We start from the raw sequence: 20,696 nt of genomic DNA on the forward strand, positions 1-20,696 counted from the left end.
ATGATGATCAAGCTTTCGTTTGCGCCTTCAGCGCGTTTCGCCCGGCGGCTTTCGCTCGGTGCTGCGCTTTCGGCCGGCCTGGTGATGACGGCAATGACGCCGGCCGAGGCGGCGAAGACCACGCTTAATCTCGGCATGAGCGTCGAGCCGACCGGTCTCGATCCGACGATCGCAGCACCGGTCGCGATCGGCCAGGTGACCTGGCAGAACGTGTTCGAGGGCTTGGTGACGATCGACCAGGCTGGTAAGATTCAGCCGCAGTTGGCGAAAAGCTGGGAGATCTCTCCCGATGGCCTGACCTATACGTTCAAGCTGCAGACCGGCGTCAAATTTCATGACGGCGAGGTTTTTGATGCCGCTGCCGCCAGGTTTTCGCTCGACCGCGCCCGCGGCGCGGATTCGATCAATCCGCAGAAGCGCTTTTTCGCCTCGATCGCCTCGATCGATACGCCCGATGCCGAAACGCTGGTGTTGCATCTTTCGGCGCCGACCGGCAGCCTGATCTACTGGCTCGGCTGGCCAGCCTCGGTGATGGTCGCGCCGAAGACGGCTGCCGACGACAAGACGACGCCAGTGGGCACCGGCCCCTTCAAATTCGCCAGCTGGGCGAAGGGCGACAAGGTCGAACTCGCCAGGAATGCCGATTATTGGAACAAGGATACGGCCGCCAAGCTCGACACGGTGACCTTCCGCTTCATCGCGGATCCGCAGGCGCAGGCGGCAGCGCTGAAGTCCGGCGATCTCGATGCCTTTCCGGAATTTGCAGCACCCGAACTGATGAGTTCCTTCGATGGCGATGCGAGGCTGGTCACCAGGATCGGCAATACAGAGCTCAAGGTCGTTGCCGGCATGAACAATGCCAAGAAGCCGTTCGACGACAAACGCGTCCGCCAGGCGCTGATGATGGCTATCGACCGCAAGACGGTAATCGACGGCGCATGGTCCGGCCTCGGCACGCCGATCGGCAGCCACTACACGCCGAACGATCCAGGCTATCAGGACATGACCGGCGTGCTGCCCTACAACGTCGAAAAGGCGAAGGCGCTGCTGACCGAAGCCGGCTATCCCAACGGCTTCACCTTCACGATCAAATCGCCGCAGATGGCCTATGCGCCGCGCAGTGCCCAGGTGATGCAGGCGATGTTTGCCGAGATCGGCGTAACGATGAATATCGAGCCGACCGAATTTCCGGCGAAATGGGTCCAGGACATCATGAAGGACCGCAACTTCGACATGACGATCGTTGCCCATGCCGAACCGCTCGACATCGACATCTATGCCCGCGATCCCTATTATTTCAATTACAAGAACGCCGCTTTCAACGCGCTGATGAAGAAGGTCCAGGAGACGACCGATCCCGCCGCGCAGAATGCGATCTATGGCGAAGCGCAGAAGATCCTCGCCGAGGACGTGCCGGCGCTCTACCTCTTCGTCATGCCGAAACTCGGCGTCTGGGACAAGAAGCTGAAGGGGCTGTGGGAGAACGAGCCGATCCCTTCCAACGTACTCTCCGGCGTTTCCTGGGACGAGTAGGCGGCGAGTTCGTGCGGATTGAGAGGCATGGGATGAGCGCAGGGAAGCTGCATAGCGAAACGCTCAATGCTGGTCGCAACCCTCTCCGTCCCTCATTGCTGGGCTCGACACAGGAATCCAGCGCGCCCAAGTCCTTGGGCGCGGGAGACTTCCGTGCCTGGACGAGAGTTATTCACGGCGCAGATGCGCCGTGGCTGGATTCCTGTGACGAGCACAGGAATGAGGGAGGGCGGGGAAGCCGCCGTGCCGCATCGAAAGCGTGGCACGCATGATCACCCTCCTCGCCCGCCGCTTCGCCGGTCTTCTCGTCACGCTGGCCGTCGTTTCGCTGCTGATCTTCGCCGTCATGGACCTTCTGCCCGGCGATCCCGCCTCGATCATGCTCGGCACCTCGGCAACACCGGAAACGCTTACCGCACTGCGCCACGATCTCGGGCTCGATCAGCCGCTGCTGCTGCGCTACGGGCAATGGTTGACCGGCGTGCTCTCCGGCAATCTCGGCAATTCCTTAACCTATGGCGTGCCAGTCGCGGGATTGATCGTCGAGCGGCTGGCGGTGACGCTGCCGCTGGCGCTGATGGCGATTATGCTTTCTGTGGCGATTGCCCTGCCGCTCGGGGTGCTGGCCGCCTCGCGCCGCGGCGGTGTCTTCGACATCATCGCAACGCTGTTTTCGCAGATCAGCATCGCCGTGCCCGCCTTCTGGGTGGCACTGCTGTTGATCATTCTATTTTCGACGATGCTCGGGCTGATGCCGGCCGGCGGCTTCCCGGGCTGGAGCTCCGGTCTGCTGCCGGCATTGCAGGCGCTGGTTATGCCCGCCGTCGCGCTGGCGATGCCGCAAGCGGGCGTGTTGACGCGGGTGGCGCGCTCGGCGGTGCTCGATACGATGCATGAGGATTTTGCCCGCACCGCCGTGGCGAAGGGACTGTCACGCAGTGCAGTGCTTTGGCGGCATATCGTGCCGAACGCGCTGATCCCGATCCTGACTATGATCGGGCTGCAATTCACCTTTCTCGTCGCCGGCGCGGTGCTGGTGGAAAACGTCTTCAACCTGCCCGGCCTCGGGCGGCTCGCGCTGCAGGCGCTCTCCCAGCGTGACATCATCGTCATGCAGGATGTCGTGCTGTTCTTCGCAGGCCTGGTCATCGTGATGAATTTCATCGTCGATCTCTCCTATCTGGCGATTGATCCCAGGATGAGAAAGGCGGCCTGACGCATGGCACCGATCGTATCCACCGCAATCATCAGCCGCCGCCGGGTCTTTAGATTTAGCCGGCGAATGAACCTGATTGCAGGGTCTGTCATCATCGGCCTGCTGGTCGCCGTTGCGCTGCTGTCGCTCGTCTGGACACCGCTGCCGCCCGCGAAAATGCAGATCATCCACAAGCTGCAGCCGCCGCTTGCCTTCGGCCTGCTCGGCACGGACCAATTCGGCCGCGATGTGCTTTCGATGCTGATGGCGGGATGCTGGAATTCACTGTCGATCGCCATCACTGCGGTTGCGATCGGCGGGACGCTCGGCTCGATATCAGGCATCTCGGCGGCGGCAATCCGCGGTCCCTTCGAGGCGTTGCTGATGCGGATCTGCGACGTCATCTTCGCGCTTCCGCCGATCCTGTCGGCCATGGTGCTCGGCGCCTTTCTCGGGCCAGGGCGGTTCACCGCGATCACCGCGATCGCCGTCTTCATGATCCCGGTTTTTGCCCGTGTCACACTCGCGACCTCGCTGCAGGCCTGGAGCCGCGACTATGTGACGGCGGCGCGCGCGATCGGCAATACACGCCTGACCATTTCGCTGCGCCATGTACTGCCGAATATCATCAGCCAGATCATCGTGCATGGTGCGATCCAGCTGGGGCTGGCGATCCTGACCGAAGCGGGTCTCAGCTTCCTCGGGCTCGGCATGGCGCCGCCGGCGCCGACCTGGGGCCGGATGCTTGCCGATGCGCAAACCTATCTGGCGCTCGCCCCCTGGCTGGCGATCCTGCCCGGCCTTGCCATCGCTGTGACCGTCTTCGGCTTCAACATGCTCGGCGACGGTTTGCGCGATCTGCTCGACCCGCGCGAGGCGAGCCGCTGATGTCCTCCCAAGACGAAAAGCCCGAAAGACCATGCCATGACCGAAACCGACCTCACCATCCGCCAACTCAGGCAGCGTTTCACCGATAAAAGCCTTTCCCCTCTCGAATACTGGCTCGCCCTCGAAGACCATATCGCCGCCTGGGAGCCGTCGATTTCGGCGCTCTACCTCTACGATCCGGAATCGGCGCGCGCCCAAGCGAAAGCTTCGACGGAGCGCTGGGCGAAGGCAGAAACGCTAGGTCCCCTCGACGGCATCCCGGTGACGCTGAAGGAACTGATCGCCACGAAGGGCCAACCGGTGCCATCAGGCACAAGGGCAGTGGAACTCAAACCGGCAGAGGCCGACGCGCCGGCCGCGGCCCGGCTGCGGGAAGACGGCGCGGTGATCTTCGCCAAGACCACCTGCCCCGATTACGGCATGCTTTCCTCCGGGCTTTCGAGCTTTCATCCTCTCAGCCGCAATCCCTGGAACACCACGCAGAATCCCGGCGGATCGAGCGCCGGGGCTTCCGCAGCGGCAGCGGCCGGTTACGGACCGCTGCATATCGGGACCGATATCGGCGGCTCGGTGCGCCTTCCCGCCGGCTGGACCGGCATCTTCGGCTTCAAGCCAAGCCATGGCCGCATTCCGGCCGATCCCTATTATGTCGGGCGCTGCGTCGGGCCGATGGCACGCACAGTCGAGGATGCGGCCTTTTCGATGGCGACGCTGTCACGGCCGGACTGGCGCGACGGCACCAGCCTCCCGCCGAACGATTTCAACTGGATGGATCTCGACATCGACCTGTCGGGCATGACGATCGGGTTGATGCTCGATGCCGGCTGCGGGCTTGCGGTGGACGACGAGATCAGGGCCGCGGTCGAAACGGCGGCGAAACAATTCGAGGCGGCCGGCGCGACCATTCTATCGGTCCAGCCAGTGCTGACACGTGCAATGCTGGATGGGCTCGACAATTTCTGGCGATCCCGGCTCTGGGGCGATATTGCTGATCTCGACGAGGAGCGGCGCGACAGCATCTTGCCCTATATCAGGGATTGGGCGAAGGGTGGCGCCGACATCCGCGGCGTCGATGCGGTCAGAGGCTTCAACCAGACGATCGAGATGCGCAAGAGCTGCGGACGGTTCTTCACCGAGGTCGACGCCCTGCTTTCGCCGACCAATCCGATCATCTCCTATCCGGCCGAATGGGCATCTCCGACCAATGATCCGGCCCTGCCGTTCGAACATATCGCTTTCACGGTGCCGTGGAACATGTCGGAGCAGCCGGCCGCCTCGATCAATTGCGGTTTCTCCCGCTCAGGCATGCCGATCGGGTTGCAGATCGTCGGGCCGCGCTTCGACGACATGCGGGTGCTCAGACTGTCGAAAGCCTTCGAGGACTGGACGGGTGGGGTAAGATCCTGGCCGCGGCCTCCGATCAGCTGACCGGGCGGCGATACCCGGTCGGTTGCTCGTAGAGCCAGCCGATGCGCTCGACCGCGGCCTCGAAATTCTCGCGCGCCACCGTCATGCTATGGCCGTTGGCGTGCAGAATGGTTTCCGGATCTTCGAAGACGGCGACATGACCCTTCCAGAATACCAGGTCGCCACGGCGGATTTCGGATCGGTCGATCGGCTGGCCGAGGCCTGCCACCTGCATATCGGTATCGCGTGGCGCAGCTCTGCCCGTCATCAGCATCGCCAGCTGGACGAGGCCGGAACAATCGATGCCGAGGCCGGAACGTCCGCCCCAGAGATAGGGCGTTTCCAGGAAACGGGCTGCGATCTCGACGTAATCGGCACCGTCGAGCGTGCCGATCGGCTGGACGTGTTTGGCGAAGATCGCGGTTCCATCCTCCAGCACGACATAGCGGTTACCGCGCGCTTCCGCCTCGCCGGCCACATGGACGCGACTTCCCATGGACAGGATCGCCTGGTGGGGTTTGCGCAGCTCCGGTTCCGGATAAAGGAAGGTGCGCTGGACGGTGACGAAATGGGTCGGCGCCGGCCTGCCTTCCGAAAGCGCTTCTGCGGAGAGATAACCGACATAGCCGTCCGAAGCGGCTTTCACCCAGCACCAGCCGTCGGCGCGATCGAACACCGTCACATCCTCGCCAAGCAGCACCTCGGTATCGATGCCGCGCGCAAGGTCTGGTTCGGGGCGCAAGGCCGCGACCGGAACGGCAATGCGGGCCGGGGCGCCTTCGACGAAGCGCAACGCCTCCACCTTGCCTTCAAGTCCCGCTTCAGCGAGATCCGGCCGATAGGCATGCAGGCGGCGGTCGAGCATCGTCATTGAGTTTCCTTTTCAATTGGCCTCTCAGAGCGGCAGCCGGCGGGCCTGATCACGGACGAGGTCGCCGAGCTTTTCCAGGTATAGCGCGCCGCCGACGGTACGCTTGATGATCACGCTGCGCCGGTCGGCATCGTCGCGCACACGATCGACCAGGCCCATCTCGCCCATCGTGTCCAAGGCGCGGGTAATGACCGGCTTGGTGACCTCAAGTGTCGCGGCAAGCCCGCGCACCGTATGCGGCGGCGGCACCAGATAAATATGCAGCAGGATCGCCATCTGGCGCAACGTCAAATCGCGGTCATCGTGGCGGACCTGATCGAGCGCCACGCCATGCCAGAGCCCCAGCGCCTGCGAGGCGGTCAGTTCGATCGGCACGGCCCCTCCGGAAAATCGTTACGCTAACGTTTCATTTTCCGGCAGTTGCCATGGACATGCAAGAGGCGGCAGCAATTGCCGCCCGGCAGGGTGAATAAAATTTTAACGATCGACAGCGGGGGCAGCGCATGAAAAGTCATGCCACCGCCCCTCAGCCCTCGTTTGCAGCCGTCAGCGCAGGCTCTCGCGGATATGATGGAAGAGCGCGCGGATGGCCTGTGCTTCACCGCCGCCCGGCGAATGCGGCCGCTCGGACTGGGCCCAGCCGTAAATGTCGAAATGCGCCCAGCTCTTCGCCTTGCCGACGAAACGCTTGAGAAAGAGCGCCGCGGTGATCGCTCCCGCCATGCCGCCGGCCGGCGCGTTGGTGAGATCGGCGAATTTGGCGCGGATATCCTTGTCATAACCGGAATAGAGCGGCAGCCGCCAGATCGGATCGTCGGTTTCCAGGCTCGCTTCGGTCAGGTCATGCGCCAGATTGGCGTCGTCGGTGAAGAAGGGCGGGAGATCCGGACCCAGCGCGACACGGGCCGCACCGGTCAGCGTCGCCATGTCGATCAGGAGATCGGGCTCTTCCTCGTCGGCATAGGCGAGCGCATCGGCAAGGATAAGACGGCCTTCGGCGTCGGTATTGTCGATCTGGACGGTCAGTCCCTTGCGGCTCTTATAAATGTCGCCGGGGCGGAAGGCATTGGACGAGATGGCGTTTTCGACGACCGGGACGATGACACGCAGATCGACCTTCAGCTTAGCGTCCATGATCATCAGCGCGAGCCCCATGACATTCGCCGCGCCGCCCATGTCCTTCTTCATCAGCAGCATGGAGGCGGCGGGCTTGATGTCGAGGCCGCCGGTATCGAAGCAGACGCCCTTGCCGACAAGCGTCACCTTGCGATGGCCCTTTTTGCCCCAGCGCAGCTCTAGAAGACGCGGCGCATCGGCACTGGCGCGGCCGACGGTATGAACCAGCGGGAAATTCTGCTCGAGCAGCTCGTCGCCCGTGATAACCGAAACCTCTGCCTTGTAATGTGCAGCCAAACCACGGAACACGGTTTCGAGTTGGTTCGGCCCCATGTCATTGGTCGGCGTATTGATGAGGTCGCGGGCGAGAAAGACGCCGGCAAGCTGGCGCTTGATGTCGGCACTGTCGGCATCGCGGGGGATCATCAGCGTCGCCGCCGGCGATTTTTCAGACTTGTAACGGTCGAAGCGGTAGCTGCCGAGACCAAAGCCGAGCGCCAGGCGATTTGCCGTCAGCGGTGCGGTTTCGATGTGCCAGTCGCCGGCGGGCAGCGCCCGGGCGAGCCTGCCGGTGATGTAAGGCTGCTCGGACGGATTGGTGCCGAGACCAAAAAGCGCGCCGCCGAGATGGCCTTCGGCCGTCGGAATCAGCAGCAGCGACCCGCTTTCGGCCTTGTAACCCGCCCTCTGCGCCCAATCGAGCGCGATCGGATCAATCGTGCCAGTCTCAATATGGGCAGGGGTGACGGCAAAGATCGGCAGCGTCGAACCGCCCTTCGTGTTGAAAGGGGTCGGTCTCTCGATGAACTGATAGGGGGCCATGATTGTCCTTCGGCGGTCGTAAGGAATCACTCCTTAACGGTCTGTTAGGGTTAACAGACTATTGCTGGAGCGAAGATTGCGTCAAACCTTTCCCTGTTCCGCGTTCGAGGTCAGGCGCCGATTTCGGAATCCAGGGAACGCGTCATGCCGGCCTCGCTCACCACCACATTCACCCATCGTCTCCTGCAGGGCGTTGCCGCATCGCTGCTCGTCCTGGCACTCGCCGGCTGCTCGACGACCAAGGATCGGATGACGACAGGCTCGGTGCCGAAGCTCACCAAGCCGGTTGAAGAGATGGACGCGACCGAGCTGCGCTCGGCAACCGACCGCCTCGGCCAGGCCTATGAAAAGAACCCGCGCGATCCGGTCACCGGCGTCAACTACGCCAATCTGCTGCGCATGAACGGCCGTGATGCGCAGGCGCTCGCCGTCATGCAGCAGGTGGCGATCAGCAATCCCGCCGACCGCAACGTGCTGGCCGCCTATGGCAAGGCGCAGGCGGCGGCCGGCCAGTTCCAGCAGGCGCTCGACACGATCGGTCGCGCCCAGACACCGGATCGTCCGGACTGGAAACTGATCTCGGCCGAAGGCGCGATCCTCGACCAGATGGGCCGGGCAAGCGATGCCCGGCAGCGCTACCGCGACGCGCTCGACATTCAGCCGAACGAGCCCTCCATCCTTTCCAACCTCGGCATGTCCTATGTGCTGACCGGCGATCTGCGCACCGCCGAAACCTACCTGCGCTCCGCCGCCGGCCAACCGACAGCCGACAGCCGCGTCAGGCAGAACCTTGCGCTCGTCGTCGGCCTACAGGGACGTTTCCCGGAAGCCGAGCAGATCGCGCGGCGCGAACTTTCGCCGCAACAGGCCGATGCCAATGTCGCCTATCTCCGCGGCATGCTCTCGCAGCAGAATTCCTGGCAGAAGCTTGCCGCCAAGGACAAGACGCCGGGTGCCGCGGACGGCAGCAACACCAACTGACAATGGTCTTAGACAAAAATTAGAGCATGATGTCGTCCGAAAACCGCTCACACTTTTCGGCATCATGCTCTAGCGGGCGCTCAGGCCCGACAGAATAAGACGCAATCCGAGGCCGCCCATGACGGCGCCGGCGGTCCGGTCGATCCAGCTCTTCGCGGCGAGATAGAGCCGCCGCGGATGGCGGGCCGAAAAGGCCAGCGCCACGATCGAATACCACCCCGCTTCCACCGCAAAGACGCCGAGCGGCAGCGCAATCATGAGATCGAGCGGCACCGTCCTCGGAAGGAGCGCGGCAAAGAGGCTGGCATAGACAATAATGGTCTTCGGGTTGCTGAGCTGGGTCAGTAGCGCGGTCATGAAGCTCCGCCTCGGTGCGCGGTGGCTATCGCCGGCTTCGCACACCTCCAGCGGCTCTCCAGCACCTCTCCAGATATTGACGGCGATATAGATGAGATAGGCGCCGCCTGCGACTTTGAGCAAGATATAGAGCCATTCGAATTGCGACAGCAGCGCCGTCAGACCGGCGAGCGCCAATACGGCAAAAACCACGCCGCCGGCGCCCATGCCGATTGCGGCCGCGAGACCATCCAGCCGCGACCGCGAAATGGCAATCCTGGAGACGACCACGAAGCTCGGGCCGGGACTCATCGCTCCGACCACCAAGGCTGCCATGATGCTGATGAAAACGCCTGCGGAAGACATTCAAGAACCCTCGTTCGAGATCGAAGGTATCGCATTATTCCTTAAATCGGAATCGATTTAACCGGCGGCAAGATCAGAACTTGTCTGACACCTGGATGCCGGCCGGGCCGAGGATGACGGCGATCAGCACCGGCAGGAAGAACAGGATCATCGGCACCGTCAGTTTCGGCGGTAGGGCGGCCGCCTTCTTTTCCGCTTCGTTCATGCGCTCGTCGCGCCCTTCCTGGGCGAGAACGCGCAGCGCCTGCGCCACCGGCGTGCCGTAGCGGTCGGCCTGGATCAGCGCTTGCGTGACCGAGCGTACAAGCTCGATCTGGGTGCGCGTGGCAAGATTTTCGAGCGCCACGCGGCGATCCGGCAAGAAGGAGAGCTCGGCCGTGGTCAGCACCATCTCCTCGGCGAGCGGTGGCGACTGCTCGCCGAGTTCTTCCGACACGCGACGCATCGCCGCCTCGATCGAGATGCCGGATTCGACGCAGATCAGCATCAGGTCGAGCGCATCCGGCCAGGCCCGCTTGATCGAGTGCTGACGCTTGCCCATGCGGTTCGAGATATAGATGTTCGGCGCGTAAAAGCCGACATAGCCGATGCCGATGACGGCAAAGAGGCGGATGGGCATGCCCCTTTCGGGCAGATTGCCGAGGCCGAAGACCCAGAAGGCGGCAAGCGCCAGGAAAAGGAACGGCAGCAGAAAACGCGCCACGAGGAAAGTATTCAGCGCATTCTCCGAGCGAAAACCGGCAGCACGCAGCTTGTTGACGGTATTCTCGTCGACGAGCGCCTTGCGCAGGTTGAAACGCTCGACGATCTGGCGGACCGAGCGATTGTTCTGGCTCCTGAGCGAGGCTTTGCCGGCGCCGGTTTCGGTGTTCATACGGGCGCGCTCGCGTGCGCGGATCTGCTCGCGCTCGGTCGAAACGGCCTTCATACGCTTGTTGAGATCGCCGCGCTCGAAGAAGGGGACAGCGATCGTATAAAACGTGGCGAAGACCGCAATCGCGACGAGGAGCGCGATCAGCATGCTCGGATTGGTCAGGGTTGCGGCAAGGTCCTGCGACATGGGGCGTCCTTCCGGCTAAATGTCAAAATTGACCATGTTGCGCATGACGAAGATGCCGATCGACATCCAGATCGCCGAGACGCCCATGATGAAATGGCCGCGTGGATCGGTAAAAAGGATCATCATGTAGCTCGGCGAGGTGAGATAGACGAGGGTCGCGACGATGAAGGGCAACGCACCGATAATGACGGCCGACGCCTTGGCTTCCATCGACAGCGCCGAGACCTTGGCCTTCATCTTCCTGCGCTCGCGTATCACCTTGGAAAGGTTGCCGATCGCTTCCGACAGATTGCCGCCGGCCTGCGACTGGATGGCGATGACGATGGCGAAGAAGCTGACTTCCTGGAGCGGCATGTGGGCCGTCATGCGGGCGCAGGCGTCGGGGATGCTGAGACCCACCTGCTGCGCCTCGATTACGCGCCGGAATTCGCTCTTCACAGGCTCGGTGCCTTCGGTGGCGATAAGACGGATCGCATCGTTCAGCGGCAGGCCTGATTTGATCGAGCGGGTGATCACGTCAAGCGCATTGGGGAGTTCATTGAGGAACTTGTTCTGGCGGCGCTTGATCAGGAAGCCGACGATCCAGCGCGGCAGGCCGAGACCGGCGACGACGGCGATCCCGATTATCACCATCAACGATACACCGATGATGAACGCCATGAGCAGCAGCACGCAGGCGAAGATGGCGCTGATGAGATAGAATTTCCCGACCGTGATCGTCAGGCCGGCCTGGACCAGCCGGGATTTCATCGTCAGGGTCTTCTTGGTCTTTTCGTGCTGGCGCTTTTCCAGATCTTTGAGATTGTCCTGCACCGATTTTCGGCGCTTCGACATTTCCTGCACCCGGTCGCGGGCAGCCTTGACCTTGACCCGGTCGCTTTCGGCCGATTTGACGCGGTCGATGCGGCTTGCCGATTTCTTGTCGGCCTCGATCCGGGAATACATCAGGGCATAGGCGACTGCCGCCGCGGATACGGCGGCGAGGACGACGATTGCCAGCACTATCGGATCGAACCCGAACATTTCGCCTAGTCCTTCGATTTCGCTTCCATCGCGTCGAGGGCGGCGGCAAGACGCTTTTCCTCGTTGAAATAGCGGGCGCGATCCCAGAAATGCGGTTTGCCGACGCCGGTCGACATGTGCCGGCCGATCAGGCGGCCGCCGGCATCTTCGCCTTCGATCTCGTAACGCATCAGGTCCTGGGTGATGATGACTTCGCCTTCCATTCCGATCACCTCGGTGATCTGGGTGATGCGGCGCGAACCGTCGCGAAGGCGCGCCGCCTGGACGATCACATCCACCGAGCTGGAAATGATCTCACGCACCGTCTTTGCCGGCAGAGTGAAGCCACCCATAGCGATCATCGATTCGATACGGCTCAGGCATTCGCGCGGCGTGTTGGCGTGGATGGTGCCCATCGAGCCGTCGTGACCGGTGTTCATCGCCTGCAGCAGGTCGAAAACTTCAGGTCCGCGCACTTCGCCGACGATGATGCGCTCGGGACGCATACGCAGGCAGTTCTTGACGAGATCGCGCATGGTGATCTCGCCCTCGCCTTCGATATTCGGCGGGCGCGTTTCCAAACGCACGACATGCGGCTGCTGCAGCTGCAGTTCTGCGGTATCCTCGCAGGTGATGACGCGTTCGTCCCTGTCGATATAGTTGGTAAGGCAGTTCAGCAGCGTCGTCTTGCCGGAGCCGGTACCACCCGAAATGACGACGTTGCAGCGCACCCGGCCAATGATCTGCAGCACAGTCGCACCCTCAGCCGTGATCGCACCGAAACGGACGAGCTGATCGAGCGTCAGCTTGTCTTTCTTGAATTTGCGGATGGTGAGCGCAGGCCCGTCAATCGACAGCGGCGGCGCGATAACGTTGACACGCGAGCCATCAGGCAGGCGGGCGTCGCAGATCGGGCTCGATTCGTCGACGCGGCGTCCGACCTGGCTGACGATGCGCTGGCAGATCGAGAGAAGTTGCGCATTGTCGCGGAAGCGGATCTCCGATTCGATCGTCTTGCCGCCGACTTCGATGAAAGTCTGGCCGGCGCCGTTGACCATGATGTCGGCGATGTCGTCACGCGCCAGCAACGGCTCTAGCGGACCGTAGCCGAGGACGTCGTTGCAGATATCCTCGAGCAGTTCTTCCTGCTCGGAGATCGACATCGCAAAGTTCTTGATGGTGATGATGTCGTTGACGATGTCGCGGATTTCCTCGCGCGCGCTTTCGCCGTCGAGCTTGGAAAGCTGCGAGAGATCGATCGTATCGATCAGCGCAGAAAAGACCTGCGCCTTGGTGTCGTAATATTCATCAGTGCGGACAGGGCGCTTGCGCTGCGGCGTCTGCATCGGCGGCGGCGTCACCTGCTGGCGTGCGGGTTCGCGAGAGGGTTCGACCAGAATGGAGGGGGAAGAGGCCGCAGGGGCGGCAGCCGGAGCCGACGGCGGGGGAGCAATCGCCCCTCCGACCTTTCCGGACCCTTCATTTCCGCGTTTTCCAAACATGCCGCTTAATCCAATCTGCTTGTTCTAGTGCGTTTCCGTTTTCTCCGAGTCACGGAAATGCTCTATCTTTTTGTTTTGACGCAATTCCCGGCAAAAGCGCTTCGCGATTTGCCTGGCGAAACCGCTGCACAGTTTTGCTGGAATTGCTCATCGTCTACTTACGCTTCAGGAGGCCCAGCAAGCCGCCCTTCTTCGCCTTCCTGATTGCAACACGGCCGGTGACGATGTGCGCGATCTGCGAAAAGGTCTCCGCCGTCGGCGATTTTGGGTCGACTTCCGAGATCATCCGGCCGCTATTGGCGGCGTTGCCGAAAAGATTGATGTCGAAGGGGATGATCGCGATCGGATCGATCTCCAGCGGCTCACAGAAATCCGACGGTGAAATCTCCGGGCGCTTCGGCATGCCGACCTGATTGAGGACGAGATGCGGCGGCTTGTCGTTCGGCCGCATCTTGCGCAGCGCATCCAGCATGTTCTTGGCATTGCGCAGGTTGGCGAGATCGGGAACGGCGGTGATGACCACCTCGTCAGCGCTCGACAGCACCGAGCGTGTCCATTCCGACCATGCATGCGGAACGTCGAGCACGGTGACGGGCGCGCTGCGCTGCAGAACATCGAGCACCGGCTGGAAAGCATGGCCGTCGAAATCATAGGCGCGGTCGAGCAGCGAGGGTGCTGCAAGCAGGGAAAGATGCTCGGAGCATTTCGTCAGCAGGCGGTCGAGGAAGACCTCGTCGAGACGATCGGGCGCAAAGACCGCTTCGGCGATGCCGAGCGCCGGATCCTGATCGAAGTCGATGTTCGCCGTGCCATATGGCAGGTCGAGATCGGCCAGGATCGTTTCAGTGGAGAAGAGATTGGAAATGCCGAAGGCGCAATTATGCGCGATGGTCGAAGCGCCGGTGCCGCCTTTCGAGCCGATGAAGGCGATGCTGCGGCCGAGCGGCTCGGCTTCTGGATCGACGAAGATCGAGGCCATCGCCGTCAGAATATCAGGCATGGCGACCGGTTGGACCATATATTCGGAGATGCCGTTACGGATGAGTTCGCGATAAAGCGCGATATCGTTGTAGTAGCCGACGATGACGACCTTGGTCGTCGGGTCGCAGACAGCGGCGAGCGGCGCAAGCTCGGCGAGGAGGCTGCCCGCGTTCGCCTTGGTCTCGAGGATGATGAGGTTCGGCGTCGGGGCGCCGGAAAACATATTGGCGGCAGCGGCGATGCCGCCGCTGGTGATGCGCAGGCTGACCTTGGCCACACGTCGATCATTGGCGCAGCGTTCCATGACCTGCTGCAAAGCCTCACTCTCGCAGAAGGCATGCACGGAGATGCGTGGCAGCGGCCGCATGTTTTCCAAATCCGCCATGCGCACGGCCTCCTCGGCGTGGCGAAGCTCGCTCGGATTTTTGATTTCGTATTCGATCGCGCTCATCATCCCGTTCCGTCTCAGAAGCTGCTGTCGCTGCCGGTGACCTCTTCGATCGTCGACGTGGTCGTCCGGTATTCCTGGATAGCATTGTTGCGCCGCTGTGCGTCGATCGGCGTCATGCCGCGGGGCGCCACCAGATCCTCCGGATTGGCGATCTGGGCGGCGAGGTTGTTCTGCGAGGCACAGCCGAAATTATAGTAATTCTGGTTGGTGAAATCGTTCGAGATGTCTTTCGGCCACTGGCCGCATTGAGTGGTGATGGCAGTGGTGCCGGTAAAGCTCAGCCGGATCGGCGCCGCATCGCCGGGCCCGACCGCGGCATAGGAGGTATTGACGATTTTCGAGCTTGCGATTCCCCTTGAGGCCAGCTCGGCACGGACCTGATTGCGCAGCTGATAGGCTGCCGCCGAATTCGGCGAGCCTTGCGGCGACAGCACATAAACCGGACCCGAGGCGCGGGCGATATAGTTTGCAGCAAAACCGCGAATGAGGTCGCGCTGGGCGTTTGTCAGCCGGCGATCGGTGGAGGCGACGGGTATATCGACCGTCTGTTCCGCTTCGGTCACGATGATCGGATGGCGGGCGCGATAGTCGTCGGGAATGCCGCCGGTCGTCAGCTGGTCGTGCGGGCCGGCGCATCCGGAAAGCACGGCCAGCGCCATGGCGACCGCGGCAAAAAGCCCCTTCTCGATTCCGAGGCGGGGTGTCGTCGAATTGATATGGGCCATCGCCTGATCTCTGTTCTCTTCCATTGCTGCCGATCCTGCCCCGCTCATTTGTAGATGAACCCGATCGATCCGTGGAACTGTGCATCGGCGACGGGCGCCTCGCGGCGGCCATAGACCTTGTTGACGCGGTTGAGGAAGAAGGTCGCACCGTCGTTCTCGGGGCTGAAATTATCGTCCGGCCGATTGAGTTGATTGCGCGCCACCGGACGCACCAGATAGGGCGTCGCGATGATGACAAGCTCGGTTTCCTGACGCTCGAAACCCTTCTGGCGGAAGAGCGTACCGAGCAGCGGGATTTTCGAAACACCGGGCGTGCCGCCCATCGTCTGCGAGACGTTGTCACGGATCAGGCCGGCCAGCGCGATGGATCCGCCCGAGGGCAGTTCCACCGAGGTTTCCGCCGAGCGCCGCTGATAGGTCGCGCCGCTGCTGCCGGCGACCGGTTCGGAGACATTGGTCTTGATCTGCAGGCTGATGCGTCCCGATGAGAGCACGACCGGCTTGAAGGCGAGGTTGATACCGTAGTTGAACGGCACGACGGTGACGTTGCCGTTGCTGTCGGTTGTCGAATAAAGCTGTTGGCCGCCGGAATTGAAGGTCGCGGCCTGGCCCGATATTGCCGTCAGCGTCGGCTCGGCGAGCGTCTTGACGACTTTGGCCTGCTCCAGCGCGTTGAGGTAGGTGGAAATGTCATATTTTCCGATCGAACTCTTGAACAGCGCCGCCAGGCCGCCGCCAACGACGGATGTGGCGCTGTCGGCGCTGGGGCTGCCAAGCTGGGCGACCGTCATGCCGGAGGAATTGGAAACCAAATTGTCGAAGCCGAGTTGCTTCAGCACCTCGCGGCGGACCTCGGCGATCGTCACCTTCAGGGTGACCTGGTCTTCGCCTTCGATCTGCAGCAGGTTGACGACCTGCGAGGTCTGGCGGCCTTCGGCAAAGAGCGCCACCGAGCTGTCGCCGCCGGTACCCGATGCCGTCTCGGTTCTGGTCGTCGCTTCGCCGCCCTTCAGGAAGACCTGCGCCAGATCGGCCGCCTGCGTGGCATCCTGCGGCGTGCGCACGGTGCCGGTCAGCACGATGTTGTCGGAGACGATTTCGACATTGATGTTGGAGTCTGGAATGAAGCGGTGGAGATTGACTTCGAGGCCGGAAACATCGCGCTCGATCTCGATGTCGAGATTGACGATCTCCTGCCCGCCGGCGCCGAAAACAAAAATATTCGTCTGGCCGACCTTCTTGCCGAACAGGTAGATGCGCCGCGAGGTGCGGGTGACGGCATCGGCCATGGTCGGATCGGAGACGAGAATATCATGCGCATCCTCCGGCAGATCGACGACAACAGCCTTGTTCAGCCCAAGCTTCAGCCGACGATGGGCATCGCGGCCGGTCTGCGAGATGCGGACCAGGTTTTCGGAATCGGCACGCGCCTCGCTTGAGCCCAGAAACGGCGCGAAAGAGGCCGGCGCAATACCGGAGACGCCGACCGCCAGCGAGAAGAAACCTGTCAGGAGAAGCCCGGCGCGCCGCGTTGAATTGCCCATTTGCACGTTCTTTTACTCCGCCTTCGGCGCGGCGCTGGCATCGGTGACGATGGCGCCCGATTTGATGACCTGAATGCTCGCACTGCCGTTGTCGCCGCTCAGCAGATAGTCCGCAGCGCTGGTATCTTGCTCCTGCGCATCGGCGACCGAGCGCAGCGCCAGCGACAGCCGGTCCGCCATCTGCTGGGCGACAGCGAGAACCTTGGTCTGATCCGGCGTAAGCTCGAGTGTGGCGGTCGTGCCGACCACGGCCTTCGAGCCGTCGTCCTTTTCCTGGATCTGCTGGTCGATGGCGAGGACGCGGACATTGCTCAGCACGGTTTCGGTGATGAGCTTATTGGCCTCGGTACCCTTGCGGACCATGATGACGTCGACGCGGTCGTTCGGCAGGATGAAACCGCCGGCACCGGTTGCCACCGATATCTCGGTCGCGACGGCGCGCTTGCCGGCCGGCAAGAGCGAGGAAAGGATGCGGCTGTTGGAATCGGCGACCTTTTCCGGCCGGATCGGTTCGCCTTCGAAAATCGGCAGACGCACGACGGCACCCTGCAGACCCTTGATCGCGTCCGGCTTGTCGGCTTCGGTGATCAGGCCGGGGACGACACCGCCCTGCGGCCAGGGCATCCAATGAACCGACTTATCGTCAAGCCTTTCGCCGACCGCCAGATTGGCGCTCGAGACGAGGATGTTGACGGTCGGCTCCCTCTCGATGACCGACTGAACCTGGGTGACGACACCGCCACTGCCTGCCATTTGCATCGCCAGGAAGCCGGCAAGGCCGGCTGCCACCACGGCGACAGCTAGGATTATAAGGCGGGCCGGTTTCATCGATCATTCCTCAGGGCACGATATGTTCGCCCTGCAGAATGCTCAGCAATTGGTATAATTATGGTTAATGGAACGCTTACATTTTAAGTTAACGGGCATTTAAAATGCCGTTATTTCAGGCTTTCCAGCGTGGTGAGGAAGAGCGGCGAGGACGGGAAGGCCATGAAGCCGCCGATCGCGATTGCAATGCCGTAGGGGATCTTCTTGGCGAATAGGACCGAATTCGGCACCGGCAGGCCGATAGCGAGGATCGTGTTCGACTGCGCTCTCACCATCAGGATCAACAAGGTGATGAAGCCGCCGATTATGGCAACATCGGTCATCAGGAAAAGAAGGGATTCGTTCAGACCGAACCAGAGCGCGGTGGCGCTCAACAGCTTGGCGTCGCCGCCGCCCATCACATTGAAGGCAAAAAGAGCGAAACAGGCGGAAAAGACGATGGCGGCTGCGGCGAGATGCATGCCGATCGCTTGCAAGCCAAGGCCGGAAAGGGGCGCGAGAACGAAGAAGGAGGCGATGAGGATCAAGGAAACGCGATTCGGGATCGTCATGGTGAACAGATCCGAGAAGGCCGCCATGGCCAGGCAGAGTGGCAGTATCACGAAGACTGCAGCTGCGATCATGCGTATACCCGATCCTGACTTGATGCGAAAAGGCTCACGGCTGTTCAGCCTGTGAGCCCGCTCGATAGTTCGGCCGAAGCAAATCCGGCCGGTATTAGGCAGAGGCCGCGTCGGCAACGCTCGTCTTAGTTGGCCGCCGAAGTGGCGCTGTCCATCTTGGTGCTCAAGCCGTTGAACGTGTTGCCGATCTTTGTGCCGAGCGCGGTTGCGCCGGTGATGAGCGCTACGGAAATGAGGGCGGCGATCAGGCCGTATTCGATTGCGGTCGCGCCGGATTCGTCCTTCAGAAAACGGCTAAAAAGCTTGGTCATGGTAACTCCTAACTCCAGTTGATGTTCAGCACGTCCGCCAACTGTTGCCGTTGATCGGATGACTGCAACCTAGCGAATGGGCGTTTCTATCGACTTAAGGAAAAGAGTTAACGAGATTTGAACGAGACAACATGCCTTTGTAGAGTAAGTATTTTCTTACGGGCTTACCTCAATATTTAACAATATTCCCGTTATACCACCTCCATTCATCCGGAAATAGCACATAGCACGATGTCCAACCGCCGCGTGCGCCTCAGAGGCCGTGCCATATCGGATCATCGCGCCTCATTCCGGAACAAGGCTGCTGGCTTAAGGCTTCGTTCACCATTTTTTTCCATTCTATGTCGATATTGCGCTGTGATCGTGAAAGAGGACCAAATGTCATCGAGCGGCAAATCTATTTTCTTTGCCGGCATGATCGCCGTTTTCGGTGTTTCGGGAGTTTCCGCGGCCGCAGACGATGACATGCTGCGTGTCTATATGGATCACGCGCGCGTATTGAAGCTCGATCGCCCCGTCAGCAAGGTCATCGTCGGCAATGCCAAGGTCGCCGATGCGACCGTCGCCGACGCCAAGACCATCGTGCTGACAGGACGCAGCTTTGGCACCACCAATCTGGTGCTGCTTGATGCCGACGGCAATGCCATCCTCGACGAGCGCATTCTGGTGTCGATCGATGAGGGCAATACGGTGCGCGTCTACCGGCAGACCGAACGCTCCGTGCTGTCCTGCACGCCGAACTGCGAACAGCACGCGCAACAGGCGGCGACCGGCACCACCTCGCCCTGATCGGCTTCCCGCCCTTACTTTAGCCATTCGTTAAAATCGTCGCGTCAGACTGAAACGGAAAATCAACGAACGGACCCTAGTGTGGCGGACAGAGAATGTCGCTCGGGTCCAGGCAATGACGGTAATTGATCAGAAGACGGATAAGGCGCACTCCCCAGCGCCATTCCGATTCCTGCGGTTTCGCGCTCTCGCCCGCTCGCGCGAGGGGGCTGCGGCGATCGAATTTGCCTTGCTCGCCATTCCCTATTTCCTGGTGATTTTCGCCATCCTCGAAACCTTCGTCGCCTTTGCCGCCGAGGAGCTCGTCTCCAACGCCGTCGATACGATGAGCCGGAAGATGCGAACCGGGCAGATCACCTATAATCTCGGCCGCACGACCGATATGAACCAGGCGCAGTTCCGCCAGGCCTTTTGCAATGAGATCTCGATCCTGATCCGCTGCTCAACGACCGAAGTGGCGACGCCGAGCAAGCTCTACGTGGATGTGCAGACGTTCAGTACTTTCTCGGCCATTCCGACAACGGTTCCCAAGCTTTCCACCGACAAATATGCCGACATCAACACGGCTGCCTTCAAATATACACCGGGCGGCGCCGGCACCATCAACATGGTCCGCGCCTACTACCGCTGGGAAATCATCACGGATCTGGTCCGGCCTTATATCACGACGATACGGCCCTCCGACGGTTCGATGCCGAATTATTATCTGATCGTCGCCACCGCGGCCTTCCAGAGCGAGCAGTATCCATAATGGTGCCTCTCAACCCGTTCATCAGGCTGGTATTGACGGTGCGGCGGCTGGCACAAGACCGCAAGGGCGCCGGAGCGATCGAATTCGCGATCCTCTTTCCCGTGCTCATTATGCTCTATATCGGCGCTTTCGAGATCACGGTCGGCCTCAGCGTCAGCAAGCGGGCGACACGCGCCGCAAGCACGGTGGCCGACGTCGTCACCCAGCAGCAATCCGTCACCAAGAGCGCGCTTGCGCAGATGCCGTCGGTCGCAAACTCGATCTTCGTGCCCTACAATACGACGTCGCTGACGCTGAAAATCACCGGGATCACCATCGACGCCAGCGCCAATGCGAAGGTGCTCTGGTCCTGGGCGCAGGATGGGACGGTGCCCTATGCCAAAAACACGGCCGTGAGCAATGTGCCGTCCGATATGAAGACGGCGAACAGCTTCCTTGTTCGCACCGAGCTCAGCATCCCCTATACGATGTTCCTGTTTGCACCGAACTTCATGCCGGACGGCATGCGGACGATCACCATCAGCCGCAGCTATTTCTACCGCCAGCGGCAAGGCGACTCGATCCCTTGCGGCGACTGCTGACGCCCCTTCTCGAATTTGCCAAGCCGGCCGCAG

The 20,696-nt window shown here is 61.6% G+C and carries 21 protein-coding genes; 8 read left to right on the forward strand and 13 right to left on the reverse strand.

The features are described from left to right. The first annotated feature begins 3 nt into the window (after positions 1 to 3). The 4 genes from K6N12_RS12995 to K6N12_RS13010 all read left to right on the forward strand — a co-directional run bounded on the left by K6N12_RS12995 (position 4) and on the right by K6N12_RS13010 (position 5,044). Entirely contained in the window at positions 4 to 1,533 is a 1,530-nt protein-coding gene (locus K6N12_RS12995; protein ID WP_179867214.1) for an ABC transporter substrate-binding protein, read from the forward strand. Between the two features lie 268 nt (positions 1,534 to 1,801). After that, positions 1,802 to 2,749, forward strand: a complete 948-nt coding sequence (locus tag K6N12_RS13000; protein WP_097630093.1) for an ABC transporter permease — start codon at positions 1,802 to 1,804, stop codon at positions 2,747 to 2,749. Between the two features lie 3 nt (positions 2,750 to 2,752). Continuing rightward, positions 2,753 to 3,616 carry an ABC transporter permease gene (locus K6N12_RS13005; RefSeq protein ID WP_097630092.1) on the forward strand — a complete coding sequence of 288 codons (864 nt, stop codon included), beginning with the start codon at positions 2,753 to 2,755 and terminating at the stop codon, positions 3,614 to 3,616. Positions 3,617 to 3,652: 36 nt separating this feature from the next. Then, positions 3,653 to 5,044, forward strand: a complete 1,392-nt coding sequence (locus tag K6N12_RS13010) for an amidase (RefSeq protein WP_097630091.1) — start codon at positions 3,653 to 3,655, stop codon at positions 5,042 to 5,044. Here the strand turns inward: K6N12_RS13010 and K6N12_RS13015 are convergent. The 3 genes from K6N12_RS13015 to K6N12_RS13025 form a co-directional block, all read right to left on the reverse strand. Next, on the reverse strand, positions 5,037 to 5,894 hold the full coding sequence (locus tag K6N12_RS13015) for a C40 family peptidase (protein ID WP_097630090.1): 858 nt from the start codon (positions 5,892 to 5,894) through the stop codon (positions 5,037 to 5,039). The genes K6N12_RS13010 and K6N12_RS13015 overlap by 8 nt on opposite strands. Before the next feature lie 24 nt (positions 5,895 to 5,918). Then, on the reverse strand, positions 5,919 to 6,269 hold the full coding sequence (locus tag K6N12_RS13020) for a MarR family transcriptional regulator (protein WP_007634042.1): 351 nt from the start codon (positions 6,267 to 6,269) through the stop codon (positions 5,919 to 5,921). 171 nt (positions 6,270 to 6,440) lie between these two features. Further along, the gene (locus K6N12_RS13025; protein WP_097630089.1) at positions 6,441 to 7,832 is read right to left on the reverse strand and encodes a leucyl aminopeptidase family protein; all 1,392 of its coding nucleotides are present in this window, start codon (positions 7,830 to 7,832) and stop codon (positions 6,441 to 6,443) included. 144 nt (positions 7,833 to 7,976) lie between these two features. Here K6N12_RS13025 and K6N12_RS13030 point away from each other — a divergent pair, with 144 nt between their 5' ends. Next, a complete protein-coding gene (locus K6N12_RS13030) occupies positions 7,977 to 8,813 on the forward strand; it encodes a tetratricopeptide repeat protein (protein ID WP_097630088.1) in 837 nt (278 codons plus the stop codon). A 69-nt stretch (positions 8,814 to 8,882) separates the two neighbouring features. Here the strand turns inward: K6N12_RS13030 and K6N12_RS13035 are convergent, their stop codons facing one another. The 10 genes from K6N12_RS13035 to K6N12_RS13080 form a co-directional block, all read right to left on the reverse strand. Beyond that, on the reverse strand, positions 8,883 to 9,515 hold the full coding sequence (locus K6N12_RS13035) for a LysE family translocator (protein WP_097628320.1): 633 nt from the start codon (positions 9,513 to 9,515) through the stop codon (positions 8,883 to 8,885). Between the two features lie 73 nt (positions 9,516 to 9,588). Then, positions 9,589 to 10,575 (reverse strand): type II secretion system F family protein, encoded by a 987-nt coding sequence (locus K6N12_RS13040; RefSeq protein ID WP_003589212.1) that lies wholly within the window; start codon positions 10,573 to 10,575, stop codon positions 9,589 to 9,591. A 15-nt stretch (positions 10,576 to 10,590) separates the two neighbouring features. Further along, a complete protein-coding gene (locus K6N12_RS13045) occupies positions 10,591 to 11,598 on the reverse strand; it encodes a type II secretion system F family protein (RefSeq protein WP_097628321.1) in 1,008 nt (335 codons plus the stop codon). 5 nt (positions 11,599 to 11,603) lie between these two features. Further along, on the reverse strand, positions 11,604 to 13,079 hold the full coding sequence (locus K6N12_RS13050; protein WP_097628322.1) for a TadA family conjugal transfer-associated ATPase: 1,476 nt from the start codon (positions 13,077 to 13,079) through the stop codon (positions 11,604 to 11,606). 154 nt (positions 13,080 to 13,233) lie between these two features. Next, entirely contained in the window at positions 13,234 to 14,511 is a 1,278-nt protein-coding gene (locus K6N12_RS13055; RefSeq protein WP_097628476.1) for a CpaE/TadZ family protein, read from the reverse strand. Positions 14,512 to 14,525: 14 nt separating this feature from the next. Then, positions 14,526 to 15,284 carry a CpaD family pilus assembly protein gene (locus K6N12_RS13060; protein WP_097628323.1) on the reverse strand — a complete coding sequence of 253 codons (759 nt, stop codon included), beginning with the start codon at positions 15,282 to 15,284 and terminating at the stop codon, positions 14,526 to 14,528. Then, positions 15,281 to 16,780: a type II and III secretion system protein family protein gene (locus K6N12_RS13065; RefSeq protein WP_097628324.1), complete on the reverse strand. Its 1,500-nt coding sequence runs from the start codon at positions 16,778 to 16,780 to the stop codon at positions 15,281 to 15,283. The genes K6N12_RS13060 and K6N12_RS13065 overlap by 4 nt, the downstream gene beginning before the upstream one ends. 12 nt (positions 16,781 to 16,792) lie before the next feature. Next, a complete protein-coding gene (cpaB, locus tag K6N12_RS13070; RefSeq protein ID WP_097628325.1) occupies positions 16,793 to 17,608 on the reverse strand; it encodes a Flp pilus assembly protein CpaB in 816 nt (271 codons plus the stop codon). A 110-nt stretch (positions 17,609 to 17,718) separates the two neighbouring features. Further along, positions 17,719 to 18,231, reverse strand: coding sequence for an A24 family peptidase (locus tag K6N12_RS13075; RefSeq protein WP_097628326.1), 513 nt, complete (start codon positions 18,229 to 18,231; stop codon positions 17,719 to 17,721). A 125-nt stretch (positions 18,232 to 18,356) separates the two neighbouring features. Beyond that, positions 18,357 to 18,542: a Flp family type IVb pilin gene (locus K6N12_RS13080; RefSeq protein ID WP_003589224.1), complete on the reverse strand. Its 186-nt coding sequence runs from the start codon at positions 18,540 to 18,542 to the stop codon at positions 18,357 to 18,359. A gap of 378 nt (positions 18,543 to 18,920) precedes the next feature. Here K6N12_RS13080 and K6N12_RS13085 point away from each other — a divergent pair, with 378 nt between their 5' ends. From K6N12_RS13085 to K6N12_RS13095, 3 genes are all read left to right on the forward strand, one after another. Beyond that, a complete protein-coding gene (locus tag K6N12_RS13085) occupies positions 18,921 to 19,331 on the forward strand; it encodes a pilus assembly protein N-terminal domain-containing protein (RefSeq protein WP_131710695.1) in 411 nt (136 codons plus the stop codon). 115 nt (positions 19,332 to 19,446) lie between these two features. Continuing rightward, positions 19,447 to 20,082, forward strand: a complete 636-nt coding sequence (locus K6N12_RS13090) for a TadE/TadG family type IV pilus assembly protein (RefSeq protein ID WP_097628328.1) — start codon at positions 19,447 to 19,449, stop codon at positions 20,080 to 20,082. Next, entirely contained in the window at positions 20,082 to 20,663 is a 582-nt protein-coding gene (locus tag K6N12_RS13095; RefSeq protein WP_097628329.1) for a TadE/TadG family type IV pilus assembly protein, read from the forward strand. Before K6N12_RS13090 ends, K6N12_RS13095 begins: the two co-directional genes overlap by 1 nt. The last annotated feature ends 33 nt before the right edge of the window (positions 20,664 to 20,696 follow it).

The sequence above is a fragment of the Rhizobium redzepovicii genome, assembly GCF_019793435.1.
Classification (GTDB): Bacteria; Pseudomonadota; Alphaproteobacteria; order Rhizobiales; family Rhizobiaceae; genus Rhizobium; species Rhizobium redzepovicii.